This window comes from Pseudoalteromonas sp. M8 (assembly GCF_018141365.1).
GTDB lineage: Bacteria > Pseudomonadota > Gammaproteobacteria > Enterobacterales > Alteromonadaceae > Pseudoalteromonas.
The window spans coordinates 1,458,050-1,475,768 of record NZ_CP047240.1; the positions used below are offsets into that span (position 1 = coordinate 1,458,050).

2 protein-coding genes are annotated in these 17,719 nt (G+C 47.0%); both read right to left on the reverse strand.

Annotation, left to right across the window (positions count from 1 at the left end; translation table 11 throughout):
- Positions 1-41: 41 nt before the first annotated feature.
- Positions 42-9,854, reverse strand: coding sequence for a non-ribosomal peptide synthetase (locus tag GSF13_RS11290; protein WP_211868357.1), 9,813 nt, complete (start codon positions 9,852-9,854; stop codon positions 42-44).
- A 2-nt stretch (positions 9,855-9,856) separates the two neighbouring features.
- Positions 9,857-17,719, reverse strand: a complete 7,863-nt coding sequence (locus tag GSF13_RS11295; protein WP_211868359.1) for a non-ribosomal peptide synthetase — start codon at positions 17,717-17,719, stop codon at positions 9,857-9,859.

Below are 17,719 nucleotides of genomic sequence, written 5' to 3' on the forward strand. Positions count from 1 at the left end.
TCTAGAAAATCTAATTTAACATTATATTAACGAATAAAATGTTAAAGAGTGTTCATAATTTCTGACATTTTTATTAAGTCTTCCGGTGTTTTTACCCAACTGTTGTGCGACCCTTTCATGGTGAACACTTGAACCTGACTGGGTTGCATTGCTTCTTCGATAAGATTTTGATTCTTATCAAGGTATCGGTTGATTATATGACTGGAAAGTTGCAACTCTAGGCTATCCGACTGAGCCACTTCAACCGCACAACCAGCACTAAATAGCGTCACCTTTGCGGTGCTAGAAAATGCCGGATCATTTTGGTAGTGATAATTAATTCTATCGGGCTCAAGATGACTGAACTCTGGGTGTAGAGCAAAAACTTCATCATGCATCGCGGCGTAGTCAAAACAAGGGTCGACGAACACCAAGTGTTCGACTATGTCTCCCTCATTTTGCAGCAGTTTGGCAACCTCAAGTGCCAGCGTTGCGCCAAAACTCCAACCAAAAATCCGATAAGGACCACTAGGCTTTAGCTTTTTAAGATGAATAGCATACTGCAACGCCAATGTTTGGAACTGATAATAGTCATAGGCGAGCGAGCCCTTTGGTTTTTCCTGTGCGGCATAGATGTTATTGAAGCAATAACAAGGCGCGGAAATCTTGGGAGCAATGGATTGCAAGTAACTCTCAGCACCACCGCCACCCGGAGGGAAGAAAAACCATTCAATAGGAGCATCGGCTTCATTCACCAATACGCCGATCTCAATATCGCTTAGGGTTTTTATGCCTTGGGGATTTGCGGCTGTAATCGAATGTGAAACGACGGCTCGAAGGGCAGCATCGAACTGCTCTATGAATGCGGTGGTTTGCGTCTCATCTAACTGACTTGCAATGCTCACTTGCAGTTTCATTTGACGCACTTCGGCATTAACGATGAGTGCCATTTCATCCTGATTATCCTTGCTGCTGGCATCGCCTGAGTGTGCATTTAGCATTCGTATGCCCTGATCTTGTGCATCATTGTTGCTATCAAGTTGTCCCAAGTAATTAAAGCTAACTTTAGGTAATTGGCTGAAGGAAAATTCCCCACGTCTGACCAATTCGCTTAAGCCTAGCCCTTTATCTGGAATGGCACGAAGCGTTTCTTTGCTTTGAATAATCAGCGTCGATAAATCCGTGTCATTTTTCAGGGCAACCGGAAACATGCTAGTAAACCAGCCTAGTGTTCTTGAGGTATCAATATGGTCACTCAGATGTTCTCGGCCGTGGCCTTCTAACGTGAGGTGGCAATAGTTTGTAGCAAAGGTATTGCACCAAGCCCGAGCAAACGCACTCATTAAGAGATCATTGATTTCTGTGTTAAATCCAGCAGGAGCAAGGCGTAGCAATTGCTCAGTAAGCTGAGTATCAAATTGATGCGTAAGACGCTGTTGTGATTTACCGTAAGGTATGTTTTGTTGTGTGCTTAGCACGTTTTGCCAATACGGTATTTGTTGTTCAAAAGGATGCTGGGCCACAACGTCTGACCATTGGCGATAACTGCTGGTTTTGTCGTTTAAGGCGCCGCCTTGTAGCAAGCGGCTTAAGTCTTCGACCAAAATACGCCACGAAACACCATCAATAACAAGATGATGAACGATAAGTACAAGCCTAGTTAGCGGCGTCTCATCGCTGAGTAAAACCGGTTGCCACAAAGCACCTGAACCGAGTTCAAAACGGGCGTGTATTTTAGTCAACGCCAGTCCAGTTTGCTGCTCATCAAGCCCCAAGGTGTCCAGATGGATAAGCTTTGGTGCTGGACACGCTTCAATACTTTGATATTGGGATTGCCAAGTCTCGGTTTTGCTAAACTGAGCGCGTAACATGTCATGTTGTTGATGCAGCTGCACGAGTGCACGCTCCAAAGTATCTAGCGCGGTATTGTGCGGAAGTGCGAGCATGACCGACTGATTAAAATGCGCTTTATGACGGTAGTGGGAGTTGAGGAACCATTGCTGGATAGGTAATAACTTGATTTCTCCGCTGAGCTCACCTTGTTCAGCCACAATTTCTACCTGTTCATTATTTGCCAAAAATGCACAAAGCGCTTCTAGGGTTGGATACGTAAATATGTCTTTGGTCGACAGCGAATAGCCAGCACGTTTGAGAGCCGACATGAGCTGAATACTCATAATTGAGTCCCCACCGATATGGAAGAAGTTATCTTCCAAGCCAACCTGCTTAATCCCCAATACAGCACACCAGATTTTAGCGATATGCTTTTGCTGTTCTGTGTTTGGAGCATAGTGAGTCTCAGTTTGGCTAAAATCGGGCTGCGGTAGTGCTCGGGCATCAATCTTGCCATTAACCGTAACCGGTAGGGCGTCTAAAGTGACGTAGGCACTTGGCAGCATATAACTCGGTAGCATGTGAGAGAGTGTTTGCTTAAGCTTCGCCTCATCTAGTGACTCAGTATTTGCCATGACCAAGTAGGCCACGATACGTTTGATCCCATCTTGTTCATTCACGTTTACAAACGCAGTATGAATTTGCGGTTGTTGCTTAATTGCAGTTTCAATCTCGCCAAGTTCGATGCGGTAACCACGAATTTTCACCTGGAAATCATTACGACCAACATACTCTAATAAGCCATCTTCACGCCATTTAACCAAATCTCCTGTTTTATACATTTTGTTCCAACCGCTTGCGAGATACCTATCTGATGCGAATGGATTAACTAAGAATGCTTGTTCGGTTAAATCTGACCGGTGTAAATAGCGTCTTGCCATACCCGCGCCGCCAATATAAAGCTCTCCTGCCACGCCCGGTGGAAGTATTTTGCCAGCAGGCGACAACACGTAGGCAGATTTATTGGCAATGGCACGGCCAATAGGTGCTCCGTGATTTACAGTGTTGAGTAAGCAGCAAGTAGCATAAACGGTGGTCTCTGTTGGGCCATAGGCGTGGTAAAGCATCAGCTCTGGCGCTTGATGCTTTACTCGCTCAACCATAGCTAAGTCGACTGCCTCTCCACCAAAATTAATCTGTTTAAGTCCGGCGTGTAAGAAGAAGTCTTCGTTAGCTAAACGATTAAATAGCGCAGTGGTTACAAAACACGTATCAATCTGCTGTGCTTGGCAGTATTCAATCAGTCGTTCTGGATCAAGTTGAGTCTGTTTATCTATCAGGTGTAGTGCTGCGCCATTACTGAGTGTGACAAAGCAGTCAAAAATAAACGCGTCGAAGCTAATACTCGATAAGCTAAGGACTTTGCTCAGTTGTGTGGGATCGATAAAGTGGTCGTCCGTGGCATAGTTTAATAGTGCCGCATGGTTGATTTCTACGCCTTTAGGGTTACCTGTGGTGCCAGAGGTATAGATAATATAAGCCAAATCAGACGGGCTCACCGATACCGCTTGGTCTAAGCTTGTTTCCTCCATTGGTGCATCGCTGAGTACACGTGTCAGTGAGGCAAGTGTTGTACTCTCAACTCTATCCATTAATCCCGATTGGGTGACCACGATTTTCGCACCACAGTCCTTGGCAATATATTCAATCCTTGAGTCAGGAAATTCCGGTGATACAGGAACATAACCACCGCCTGCTTTAAGAATAGCGAGGATCGCAACGATAGAATCCAACTGTTTTTCATGCAGCAATAAGACTGGGAAATCACCTTGATACTCGTTGCCGTAAATCTCAGCCTTAATCACCAATAATTGTTGGGCAAGCAGGCAAGCCTGGCGGTTGAGTGCTTGATAGCTTAGTGCTTCATCTTGCCAGACCACAGCGGTTGCATCCGGGAATACGGCGACTTTTTCACTAAATAAGTCGTTGAAGTTCTCGAAGCCACATGACTGGCGCTCGGTTTCATTCCACTCGTTGAGAATACGGGCCTTTTCCACTGTATTGGCAATTTCAATGTGTTGATGCGGTAAGTGAGTATTGTCAGCGACTTGCTTGAGGATAAGTAGCAGTTGAGATTGCAGTTGTACGGCACGTGCTGGCGAAAGCAAGCTGGCGTCGTACATCAGCTCAAGTTGCAGCTCTCCTTGCTCCTTTGCTATCAATGCAAGTGGGTATTCAACTTGCTCTGGTGCTGCGTCAAACTGCCAGCGAGCTTGTTGTGCCTCTGCTTGTTCATTTTCAAGGCTTGGGTAGTTTTCGAAAACGACTAGGCTTTGGAATAGCCGATTACCGCCTTGTTGCAGTGACGCGAGTGACACATTCGCATGGCTATTTAAGTCCAAAATGGCAGTTTGGATCTTCTCGAGTTGTTGCGCGATGGTAGCATCTGTAGGCCAATCAAGATAAAGCGGTAGCGTATTGATGTAAGCTCCAACACTTTGCTCTATGCCGTCAATTGGTAAGTCGCGACCTGCGATAGTTGTACCTACTAAAGTAAATTCGTCGCGAGTATAGATTTGGATAAGCTTATGCCAGGCAAATTGTACCGCAGCATTGAGCGTGACAGAATGTTGCTGACATGCTTGCTGCAACTTACTTAACATCTCGTTTGGTAGGACAAAATGCAGCGCCTGCGGGTCATGATTATGACGGAGCGTTTCTAAATCTGTTGAGTGACTAAACAGGGTGTTAAGATCGTTTGCTTGTGATAAATCAGCGACATGATATTGCCAAAATGCTTTGGTGGCGGCCTGATTATCTCTTAGGTAAGCATGGGCATCTAAATAGGCGTTATCCACCTGTAAAACAGGTTCTTGACCTTGTAGTAATTGCGTATAGTTCTGGTGAACGGTCTGCATAACTAACGGGCCACTCCAGCCATCACAAATGCTGTGATGCTCTGTTTTTATTAGGTGATAATGTGCTTCATCGCGTTTTACCAAATGCAGTGTAAATAACCCCGGTCTTGCAAAATCAAATGGCTGATTTAGCACTTGGTTTGCAAGCTTTTCTATGTGTGCTTGTTGTTCTGCTTTTGAGTATTGACTGATATCAATCACGCTAAAGTTATCTTCATCAACACAGGTGTGATCCACGATAAGTTGCAGCATGGTTTCTTCAACATCGAAAGCACAGCGCAGCGCTGGATATTGCAGTGAGGTTAGTTGCCACGCACGACAGTAAAGCGCAGTGTCAATTTTATCGAAATACTGCATCTGTGACTGCACCCGATAGGCGGTATCTTCTGGACTATTAAGCTGGTGGAAAATAAAACCTTGCTGCAAGTTTGTTGCGGGATAAACCGCGGCTAGGTCGTAACGTGTGCGCAGTGCATCTAAGTGGGCGAAGCTGACGCCTGTCAGGTTATAGTCGCTCGGCGTTTGTTTGGCGCCAAGCGCTTTGGTATGTAATGCCGTGTCCAGCACCGCTTGTAGGCTGGCAGTGAACTGACTTTGGAATAGGGCAAATTCGGTTTCAGACAATGCTGTGGTGCAATTTAAGACAAGCTGACCATGAATAATAGCCGCGTTGATATCAAGAACGTAATGCCCATTATTTTCGCTCGCGACTGGTTGACCTGTAATGGCTTCGGTCAAGTAAAAGTCGCCATGAGGTTGCTGCGTTTTAGTGCCACCGATTTGGCCTAAATAGTTGAATGCAACGGTTGGTAAAGTCCCCGTCACTTGTTTGGAAAAGTAGAACTGACCAAAACCAACGCCATTGTCTGGCAATTTACGCAGTTGCTCTTTGGCATTGACAATAGCGCTTTCGAGACTAGAACCCGCATGGAGTGCTAGTGGATATAATGACGTAAACCAGCCTACGGTGCGTGAATGATCTATATCTTCGGCGATGTGTTCACGACCATGTCCTTCAAGCGCAATAACCTGATCATTACTACCAGTGATATGAGCTAGAGTTAGGGACAGTGCGGCGACGACAAGGTCTCGAGGCTCTGTGTGGTAGCCTTGATTAGCGTCAAACAGCAGCGTTTGTGTAAATGCAGAGTCAAGTTTAATTACTTGGTTTCTCGGTGTACTATTCGCTGTTAAGTGTGTTTGACAAGTATCAAGTACTTCTTGCCAGTAATCGATTTGTTCGGCTTGAACATGTGCGTATTGGTTTAAGGTCTCAACCCATTGACGGTAGCTTGAGGTTTTTTGCGCCAATTTTTTGCCTTGATAAAGGCTATTTAAGTCCTCAATTAGGATCCGCCAAGAGACAAAGTCAATGATCAGGTGGTGGAAGGCCAGTACCAATACATCTTGGCTTTGGCGTTTGACACGAATTGGCTGCCATAGAGGGCCTGAATTTAACGCAAACTGTGACTGCAAGCGGGTTAATTGCTTGGCAAGCTCGTCGTCACTGAGTGTGTCTGCATCAAGTTTAACTAGAGGTGCCATGGTATTATTTTGTTGGTACTGCTGGGTAATGTGCGCCGTCTTTTGATTGAAAACAAGGCGTAGCACATCATGTTGCTCAGCAAGCTTGGACAATAGCTCAACTAATCTCTCATCACTGATTGCGCTTGGCATTACAGTGGCAAAAGTTTGGGCAAAGTGTGCGGGGTTAGCAAACTGATTTGCGAAGAACCACTGCTGGATAGGCAGTAGATCGAACTCGCCTTCAAGCTGGCCTTGTTCGGTTTTTATCGTAACCTTCTTGTCGCCATTCGCACTGATAAGCTTTGCCAGCCGCGCGGGAGTTGGGGCGGCAAATATCTCTTTAACTTGTACCGTTAATCCTGCTTCTCTTAAGCGTGAAACCAGCTGAATACTGACAATTGAATCGCCGCCGATTTGGAAGAAATTATCCTCAATCCCCACTTGCTCAAGGCCAAGTACCTGTTGCCAAATCTCACAAAGCTGGGTCTCTAAGGCATTACGCGGTGCCACATAAAGGTTGTCGGCTTGAAGCTCTGGCGTAGGCAGAGCCTTGCGGTCAAGCTTACCGTTACCCGTGAGTGGAATATGCTCGATTAGGGTAAAGTGACTGGGCACCATGTATTCAGGTAAAGCAGCACTTAGGGCGAGCTTTAACTCGGTAATTTCAAGGTCAGGCTCTGCGACAAGATAAGCGGCCAGCGCTTTGCCTTGCGGTGCAGGCACGTCAATCACCACAGCGTTTTGTACGCCTTGTTGGTCGACAATAGCAGCGGCAATCTCGCCTAGTTCGACACGATAACCACGAATTTTCACCTGCTCATCGTTACGACCGAGATACACCAAGTCGCCGTTGTCTAGGAAGCGGGCAAGGTCACCGGTTTTGTACAGCTTGCTATGGGCGGGGTCGTGACTAAATGGATTATCAATAAAGCGCTCAGCATTGAGTTCAGGGCGGTTTAAGTAACCACGGGCAACTCCAAGGCCTGAAATATATAACTCACCCGGCGCACCAATGGGCATGGGCTGCAGCGACTCAGATAACACATGGAGATTAACGTTAGGGTAGGCTTTACCTATGCCTTGATGAAGACGTGGATAGGCCTGTGCTAGCATCGCACCGACTGTGGCTTCCGTTGGGCCATATTCATCGAAAATAGCGTTCACATGGTCGCTTAATGCGGCGATGGCCTGCTCAGTCAGCGCCTCACCACCGAGCATTAGGGCATCAACTTGTGCATCGCTGCCAGGCAATAGCGCCATGGCAAGACTGGGTGTGGTTTTCACAAAGCCAACGTTCGCGGCATTTAGGTGAGCTCTAAAAGCGGCGGCATCAAGAATATCGCCTTCATAGACACACACCGTTTGTCCAGCAAGGAGCGGGCATAAGGTGGTGGTCACCGACAGGTCAAAACAGTAGTTAGAAGAAAAGTCGATATTACGATACTTGTCACCTAACTGGCGGGTTAAGGCGTGAAGATAGTAAAGCACATTGTGCTGCGTGAGCATTACGCCTTTTGGTTGTCCGGTTGTCCCTGAGGTGTAAATGATATAAGCCAAGTTAGCCAACGCGGTTGGACGCACTAAGTTCTCGTGCTCCACCGCCAGCGCATGGGTGTTTACGCCGAGCGCCTTCACACCGAGCGCCGCCGCTTTTCCAAGCACAGGGTTAAGTGACGGCAAGTGGCTTTCCTGGGTTAGCACTAAGTCGGTGTTGGTGTCAGTTAAAATAAACTCAACCCGAGCTTCTGGGTAATCTGGTGAAACAGGGACATAGGCACCACCGGCTTTGAGCACGGCCAAAATAGCAATAAGCATCTCGCTACTGCGAGAAAAGTAGAGGGCGATAGGGGTATCGGCAGGCAATAGGCCAGCTTGGGCTTTGGGGTGCTGAGCAAGGATTTGCTGTGCAAGGGCATTGGCTTTACCGTTCACTTCGGCATAAGACAGCGCTTCACCGCCGCTGGTTAACATGGCCGCTTGCTCTGGGGTGTTAGCGGCGTGCTGCTCTACTAAGCTGGCCAGATCTTTGTCGGTAGCAAACGACTCGGCGTTGTTGTGCCAAGCACGGAGTGTGTCAGTCTCAGTTCTATTTTGTAGGGCTACTTTTGCAAGTGGCTGTGCAGTTCTGGCGATCACTTGATCGATAATATTGATAAAGCGCTCAGCAAGAGTTGCGATCCAGTCACTAGGAAATAGCGCAGTGGCGTAGTTAATATCACCAAATACTTCTTCGTCCCCATTTTGTAGCAATAAACTAATGTCGAACTTTGCCACTTTATGGAGCGCTTTTACCTGTGACTCATCCACTGGCGTAAACAGCTGTTGGCTGCTGTCGTCGCTGTTATTTTTAAATTGTTCAAGCGCAAACATCATTTGAAATAGCGGATGGCGAGACGGATCCCGTTGTAATTTTAGGGCGTCGACCAATTTATCAAATGGCAGATCTTGGTGCGCCTTTGCCGCTTTTAGGGTTTGGTGCACTTGTTGGATTAAGGCATTAAAGTCGAGAGCGTTATCAATATGAACTGGCAGGGCTAAGCTATTGACCAAAAAGCCAATAAGATTTTGTGTCTGACTTAGATGACGGTTGTCAGATGGCGTACCTATGACTAAATCTGACTGACCGCTGGTTGCTTGTAATGTCAATGCCCAGCTGCTGAGCAGTACTACATAAAGACTGGTTTGTTGCGTTTTGGCTATGGCCTTGAGGGCTTCGCTTCGTTCCTGACCCAAATGAATACGGTGGTCGGCACCGTGATATTGATATTCATTTGGCCTTGGTAGTGGCGAATGTAATTCAAGCTGCTCAGCACCTGCAAGTGCATCAGTCCAGTGGTCTAAAAGCTTAGTTAAGGTATCGCCGCTGAGATACTCGCGCTGCCACTTTGCGTAATCTTGGTACTGTAACTCAAGCGCTGGTAGCTCAGGCGTTTTGCCTGAAGCTAGCATAAAATAGGCTTGGTGTAGCTCACGCATAAAGATTTCGGTGGACCAGCCATCAAACGCAATATGGTGCCACATAAATAGCACGTAACGTTCAGCGCCTACTGTCCAACAGCAAACCTTGAACATAGGCTCATTAGCTAAGTCAAATGGTGTACTGATCGCTTGTTTCACAGCCGTATTAAGCGCAGCTAAGTCAGCCACAGGGCTAGGCGTAATCTCAATACAAGCGCTCAACACTTCTTGATAGTCGTGGCCTTGCTCGTCTTGACGATAGACACTGCGAAGGACTTCGTGCCTATCTAACACGATATTCAACGCTTGTTCTAAGTGTGCAAGCTCGGTGTGCTCAGAGAGTTTAACCAAAAACGGAATATGATAAGCGTTGGTGCCATTTTCTAAGCGTTCGATAAATAATAAACGCTCTTGCGCAAACGAAAGCGGATAGCGGTTTAATTCTGGCAGTGTATTAAACGCATCCTTTGAAAAAATTGCTTTTGCTTCAAGGTAATCCATTAGCTGCGTTTTGTTTGACTTTAACTTTGCAACAAGCGCAGCATCTGGCGCTTGCGCGCCAAATGACAGCTCTAGTCCGCCGTCTTGCAACCAGATTGAGAGATTGTGATCTTTCAGTTCAGCGAGCAATGACAACATGGTTAAATCCTCATGCTATTAGTTTGTTCTTGTTGTGATCCGGAGTCTGCTTTAATCTCGATATCCACGCTCAGCGTCTCTAAGTTGTCGACGATTGCGGCAATATGGGTATGCTCAAACAAGGCTGAAATTGGGATGTTTAAATCCAGTGCTTTATTACACGCATTCATCAACCGGATAGCCGAGATAGAGTCCCCCCCGATACTGAAGAAATTATCTTCAATCCCCACTTGTTCTAGGCCAAGTACCTGTTGCCAAATCTCACAAAGTTGGGTCTCTAAGGCATTGCGCGGTGCCACATAGAGGTTGTCGGCTTGAAGCTCTGGCACGGGGAGTGCTTTGCGGTCAAGCTTACCGTTACCCGTGAGTGGAATATGCTCGATTAGAGTAAAGTGACTGGGCACCATGTATTCAGGTAAAGCAGCACTTAGGGCGAGCTTTAACTCGGTAATTTCAAGGTCAGGCTCTGCGACAAGATAAGCGGCCAGCGCTTTGCCTTGCGGTGCAGGCACATCAATCACCACTGCGTTTTGTACGCCTTGTTGGTCGACAATAGCAGCGGCAATCTCGCCTAGTTCGACACGATAACCACGAATTTTCACCTGCTCATCGTTACGACCGAGATACACCAAGTCGCCGTTGTCTAGGAAGCGGGCAAGGTCACCGGTTTTGTACAGCTTGCTATGGGCGGGGTCGTGACTAAATGGATTATCAATAAAGCGCTCAGCATTGAGTTCAGGGCGGTTTAAGTAACCCCGGGCAACCCCAAGACCTGAAATATATAACTCACCCGGCGCACCAATGGGCATGGGCTGCAGCGACTCAGACAACACATGAAGATTAACGTTAGGGTAGGCTTTACCTATGCCTTGATGAAGACGTGGGTAGGCCTGCGCTAGCATCGCACCGACTGTGGCTTCCGTTGGGCCATATTCATCGAAAATAGCGTTCACATGGTCGCTTAATGCGGCAATGGCCTGCTCGGTCAACGCCTCACCACCGAGCATTAGGGCATCGACTTGTGCGTCGCTGCCAGGCAATAGCGCCATGGCAAGACTCGGTGTGGTTTTCACAAAGCCAACGTTCGCGGCATTTAGATGAGCTCTAAAAGCGGCGGCATCAAGAATATCGCCTTCATAAACACACACCGTTTGTCCAGCAAGGAGCGGGCATAAGGTGGTGGTCACCGACAGGTCAAAACAGTAGTTAGAAGAAAAGTCGATATTACGATACTTGTCACCTAACTGGCGGGTTAAGGCGTGAAGATAGTAAAGCACATTGTGCTGCGTGAGCATCACACCTTTTGGTTGTCCGGTTGTCCCTGAGGTGTAGATGATATAAGCCAAGTTAGCCAAGGCCGTTGGACGCACTAAGTTCTCGTGCTCCACCGCCAGCGCATGGGTGTTTACGCCGAGCGCCTTCACGCCGAGCGCCGCCGTTTTTCCAAGCACAGGCTCAAGTGACGGCAAGTGGCTTTCCTGCGTTAGCACTAAGTCGGTGTTGGTGTCGGTTAAAATAAATTCAACCCGAGCTTCGGGGTAATCTGGTGAAACAGGCACATAGGCACCACCGGCTTTGAGCACGGCCAAAATAGCAATAAGCATCTCGCTACTGCGAGAAAAGTAGAGGGCGATAGGGGTATCGGCAGGCAATAGGCCAGCTTGTGCTTTGGGGTGCTGAGCAAGGATTTGCTGTGCAAGGGCATTGGCTTTACCGTTCACTTCGGCATAAGACAGCGTTTCACCGCTGCTGGTTAACATGGCCGTCTGCTCAGGGGTGTTAGTGGCATGCTGCTCTACTAAGCTGGCCAGATCTTTATCGGTGGCAAACGACTCGGCGTTGTTGTGCCATTGGCTAAGCGTTGTCTGCATTTGGTTATTGACCAAGCTAATGCTTTGATGGCTTTGTGTCAGTCGCTCCCCAAGCTGAACCAAAATAGCTTGTACTTGGTCAAGGATCCACTCTGCCCGTGCGGTGCTCAGCCATTCCCCGTTGTAATGCATCACAAAGTCTAAGCGGTCTTGCTCGCTTTGAGCCACCACAGAAATCGGATAGTCGCCTTTTTCTATTGATTCTCTAAACTTCCAGCTGCCGGTATTTTCTGGAGTCGGGTAGTTTTCAAATACAAAGAGGGTATGGAACAAGCGTTGACCATCACGTTGCAGTTTCGACAAGCTCATGTCGCTGTGGCTATTGAGTGCAGCTACGCCTTTTTGAATGGCTTTGAGAATGTCATTACAACTTGCTTCTGCTTGCCAATTCACCACTAAAGGTAAGGTGTTGATAAACAAACCGACCGCTTGTTCAATCCCATTGACTGGAATTTCACGACCGGAAACTGTGCTACCAACAATCGTTTGGCTATCACCAGAATAGGTTTGCAGTAACTTATGCCAAGCAAATTGCAATGCAACGTTGAGGGTTACGCCAGCTTGTTGACAAGTATGTTGTAGCGACCTAAACGCCTCGCCTTGAAGGCTAAATTGTACCGATTGCACTTGTTCTACAATTCGACTTTGCGACAAGTCATATTGGCCACCAAGCAATAAGTTAATATCGTTTGCGGTATCAAATTCGGCTTGTTGTTGCTGCCAGTAAGCCTGAGTTTGCTTGGCATTTTTAAGGTAATAAGCTTGCGCCTCTAAATAGGTTTGCTGCGCTTGCACCTCTGGTGTTTTCCCTGCACAAAGCTGGCGATAATACTCAGCGACTGCTTGCAGCATTAACGGTCCACTCCAGCCATCATTAATGGCATGGTGTTCGGTTTTGATAAGTGTGTAGAGGTTTTCACTGCGCTTAAATAAGGTGAAGCGAATAAGCCCCGGTTGACTTAGGTCAAACGGAACTTGTCGATCTTCGGCTTGCGCTTTGCTGATGGCTTGCTGTTGGCCGTGCTCGTCAAGGGATGACAGATCTACTATGGTGAAGTGGCTGTCATCGATACTGGCATCGCGACACACCACTTGGAGTAGACATTCTTGCCAATCAAATGCGGTGCGAAGAATAGGGAAGCGAAGCGACGCTAAACGCCAGGCATGAATAAAGTGTTCAACCTCTAGCGCTTGTTCAATATCCATGACCAATTGCACTCGGTAGGCATCATCCGTTGGGAAGTTAACAGCATGATAGATAAAGCCTTGTTGCAAGCTATTAGCCGGGTAAAGTGCTTCGATATTATAGTGCTTGCTTAGCGCTTGATAATGCCCATAAGATAAGTCGCTTAACCCCATATCGCTAGGGGTTTGCTGCGGCGCTTGCGCGGCTAGTTCACAGCTTGCATTAATGACCTGATGAAGCGCCATTTCAAAGTGCTCAACAAATGCCAACGACTGTGATTGGTTCAACCTCGAAACCACATCAAAGTGAAGCTTGTCACCGCGAACTGCGCCATTGATGTTGAGTTGCAGTGCATTGTCAGCCTGAGCGTTTGCCTCAGTCATCACATAGCCTGCTTGAGTATCATCCAGCTGCCAGTCTCGGTTTTGCTGTTGTTGCTGATTCAATTGACCTAGGTAGTTAAAGCTCACCTGAGGGCGAATTGCGCTGACTTTGTCTGCTTGCACAAAAGCGCCATAACCCACGCCTTTATCCGGGATTTGGCGCAGCATTTCTTTGGTGTTTGCGATGGTTGCAATAACGTCGTCGTGGTGTTCAAGGCGCACAGGATACATACTGGTAAACCAGCCTAAGGTTTGCGACATATCCAAGCGCGGATCTATATTTTCACGACCATGACCTTCAAGTTGAATATGATTAACGGTACTGTCAAAAGTGCTGCGTAGGGCAATATTGAGTGCCGCCAAAAGCAAGTCGTTAATGTCAGTATTCAAACCAAGATTGGCATCTCGTAGCAATTTAGCGGTCGTTTCTTGCTCAAACGTGATGCTGTATTGTGATTGTGCTGAGTAAGTGGGTTGGCTAGTAAAGCCTTTTTGTACCTGCTGCCAATAGTACGCTTGCTCAGGGTGAGCCGAAGGGTAGGTGGCAATGGCATCCACCCACTGACGATAGCTGGTAAGCTTGTCTGTTAGTGCTTCACCATTTAATAGGGTTTGTAAGTCTTGGCTTAACACCCGCCACGATACCACATCAATAATGGCATGATGGAAGGCAAAGAATACCTGACTGCCCTCGGCCGTTTTCACCAACGCTGCCTGCCACAGGGGGCCATTGAATAAATCAAATTGGCTTTGTAGTTTGGTCAATTCGTTAAATAACGCGTCTTTACTCAGAGCCGTTGCATCAAGTAATGGGACTTCAAGCTCTATTGCCGCTTGGTACGCTTGTTTTACCCCGTTGCTGGTCTGAACAAAGTGACAACGTAGCATGTCATGATGCTCGCTCAGCGCTTGAATAGCTTGAGTCAGCCCCGGGTGTTCAATGTGTTCAGGTAAGTTAAGGGTAAATGCTTGGTTCCAATGGTGTGGATTTGGTAGCCCTAAATCGAAAAACCACTGTTGGATAGGCAGTAGTGCAAACTCACCACTTAACCTACCTTGCTCCGTGATAAGTTCAATGGTTTCAGTGCTAACGTGTTGAATTAAATAGGCCTGCGCTGCCACGCTTGGGGCGTCAATGATGTCTTTAACCTGAAGGTTAAAGCCAGCTTTACGCAGCGCAGACACAAGTTGAATACTGACAATAGAGTCGCCACCGACTTTGAAAAAGTCATCATTAACGCCCACTTGTTCTAGGCCCAATACTGACTGCCAAATACCACACAATTGTTTTTCTAATTCGCTGCTCGGGGCTTGATAGTTGTCTTCATCCACAACGGTTGGAATAGGCAGTTGCTTGTGATCCAGCTTACCATTGTTGTTAAACGGTAACGCCGACATCACTTCAAAGTAGCTTGGGATCATGTAGCTAGGTAAAACCTGAGCCAGTTCCTGTTTTACTGCATTGAGGTCTAACTCGCCGTGCTCTGGTACCACGTATGCAGCAAGTTGCTTGTTGCCCGCTTGTTCGAATACCACCACAGCGGCGACTTTCACTTGCGCCAATTCGTTGAGTTGAGCTTCTATTTCAGCAAGCTCAATCCTAAACCCGCGGATCTTCACTTGGTGATCGTTACGGCCTAAAAACTCTAGTACGCCAGACTCGGACCAACGTCCTAAGTCTCCCGTTTTATACAGTTTATCTAGCCCGAGTTGTTTGGCCTTTGCGCTTGCAAACGGGTTATCGATAAAGCGCGCAGCACTCATTTCTGGTTTATTAAGGTAGCCACAGGCAAGTCCGGCACCCGCTATAAATATCTCGCCTGTCGCGCCGTATGGCACTGGATTAAGATGTTTATCAAGCAATAATACTTGGCGATGATTAATGGCTTGGCCGATGGGCACCGGGCCATCAATATTGGCACATGGATAGAAAGTGGTAAATGTCGTGCTTTCAGTTGGGCCATATGCGTTTATCACCAACTCTGGTCGCGTATCTCTGGCGAGAATGCGTTTGACTATGCTTGGAGTGATTGCCTCACCGCCTGTTAGTACGCAGCGGACATTGTCATAAATATCAGGTTGTTGTAAATATAGCGAATCAAACAGTGTGCGCGTTAGCCAAAGTACACTAACACCGTGTTGTTTAATTAACCTTGATAGGCTGTCAGGATCCGCGCCTTGTTGCGCATTTGCTACAACCAATTTGCAGCCGTTTATCAGTGGTGTCCAAATTTCAAACGTTGCGGCGTCAAAATTTGGATTAGATAGGTGAATAAACACGTCGTTTTCTGACGTGTTTATTAAATCAGTATCTTGTACCAAAGAAACAACGCCACGGTGTGGAACGACAACGCCTTTTGGCTCACCTGTCGTACCGGATGTATAGATCACATAGGCTTCGGTTTGCGCATGTGCGCCTGATAGTACGGGCGCTGCATCAGACAAAGACAAGCTATCTAAGCAGGTAATTTGCGGCTCTGCATCACAACTTACAACGAGTGTTTCGATACGCGGGCGCAGCTCGCTTTGTGTTAAAATCAAACCAAGTTGCGTGTCGTTGAGCATATACTCTATGCGCTGATCTGGATAGTCAGGGTTAAGCGGTACATAAGCACAACCCGCCTTTAGGATAGCCAGTTTTGCGATTACCATTGCAATAGAGCGTTCACAGAAAAGCCCAACAAAGCGATGGCTAGCGCCAACGTCCACATGATCTTTAATGTAGGCGGCAAGATTATTCGCGCTTTGTTCTAATTCTTGATAGGTCAGCTGCATTTCGCCTTCAACCAGCGCTATTCGAGTTGGCGTTTTTTGTACTTGCTGAGCAACCAATTCATGGATAGTAGAGTGCAAATAATCCGCATGCTCATCTACCTCAACCATTGGTGCTCGCTCATCATTACTTAACAAAGAAATTTGGCTATGCGGCTGGTTCTCATCAGCAATAATGGCATCTAACACCAATGTCATTTGGGTGAGCAATCGCTGTGCTTTGCTTGGTGCCAGCATGGTTTCGCAGAAGCTCAACTTAAGTAGCAAGATATCTTGTTGTTCAACAATGCTGATGGTGAGCGGATAGTCTACTTTTTCAATCATCTTATCGAATGACCATTCGAGCACGTCTTGTCCCGCTGGTGTCGGATAGTTTTCAAATACAAATAGACTGTTGAACAGGCGAGTATTCGGCTCTTGTAGTTGCGACAGTGAAACACTGCTGTTGCCGTTAAGTTCTGCAATTTTTTCTTTCAGCGCTGTAAGCTGGGTGCGAATACTGGCCGTTTCTTGCCAATCAAGGGAAAGAGGTAGAGTATTGATATATAAACCAACACTGGCATGGATCCCGTCAATGGGTAGTTCACGACCCGAGACCGTTGTGCCTACTATGGTTTGCTCAGCGTCGCAGTAATATTGCAGTACTTTATGCCAAGCAAATTGCATTAAGACGTTCAGCGTTAGTCCGTGTTGTTTAGCAAATGCTTTGAGCTGTTGATGGCGCTCTGAAGAGAGCTTTAATTCGCTCGCCGCTGCTTTGTGGATCTGTGACGAGCCAGATTGGTCAATATTTTTACTCAATAAGCGGTTGATATCATTGGGCTCACCAAATTGTGCTTTTTGGGTTTGCCAATAGCTATCGCTAGATTTTTGATTTTGCTGATAGCGTGCTTGTGTTTGTAGGTAAGCCGTTTCTTCTTCAACAATGACCGGCTCGCCTTTGGTTAGTTTGGCGTAGTTTTGATGCACGGTTTGCAGCATCACCGGAAAGCTCCAACCATCGCTGATGCTGTGGTGTTCTGCTTTAATTAGGGTGTAATGTGCATCGGCGCGTTTAACAATAGCAAAACGCATTAATCCCGGCTGAGTCAAATCGAAAGGCGTATTACGGTCGTCGTGAATGAGCTTATCGATACGTGTCTGTTGTTCAATGTGGTCTAACGTGCTGAAGTCGTGAAAACTGAAGTGATTTGGGGTAAATCCGGCCCCTCCTTTGATCACTTGGATGATTTCATTTTCCCAGTTGAACGCGGTACGTAGCGCAGGGTAACGCATTGATGCCAAGATCCAAGCCTGTTGGTAAGCATCGACATCGAGTGCTTGATGGTAATCGATGACTAACTGAACGCGGTAAGCATCGTCATTTGGTTGGGCAAGGTGATGATAAACAAAACCTTTTTGCATACTGTTAGCATCAAAGATGGCACGGATCTCAGATGCCTTTTTATGCTCAGTCGCTAGTAACTGTTCAAAGTCTTGTTCGGAAAAAACTTGCTGCGATACAAGGTAATCTAATAATGCGGCTTTATTTGCTTTGAGGTAATCAACCCATTGTTGGCTGAGTCCTTGCTCACCATGGACAATCTTAAGTTTGTCTCCATTGGCCCAAAGCGCAATGTTATCCTTTGCAAGTGATTGGCATAAATTCAACAT

Coding starts and splice junctions, on each gene's coding strand:
- GSF13_RS11290 (WP_211868357.1), bottom strand. CDS start 9,854: ATGTTGTCATTGCTCGCTGAACTGAAAGATCACAATCTCTCAATCTGG.
- GSF13_RS11295 (WP_211868359.1), bottom strand. CDS start 17,719: ATGTTGAATTTATGCCAATCACTTGCAAAGGATAACATTGCGCTTTGG.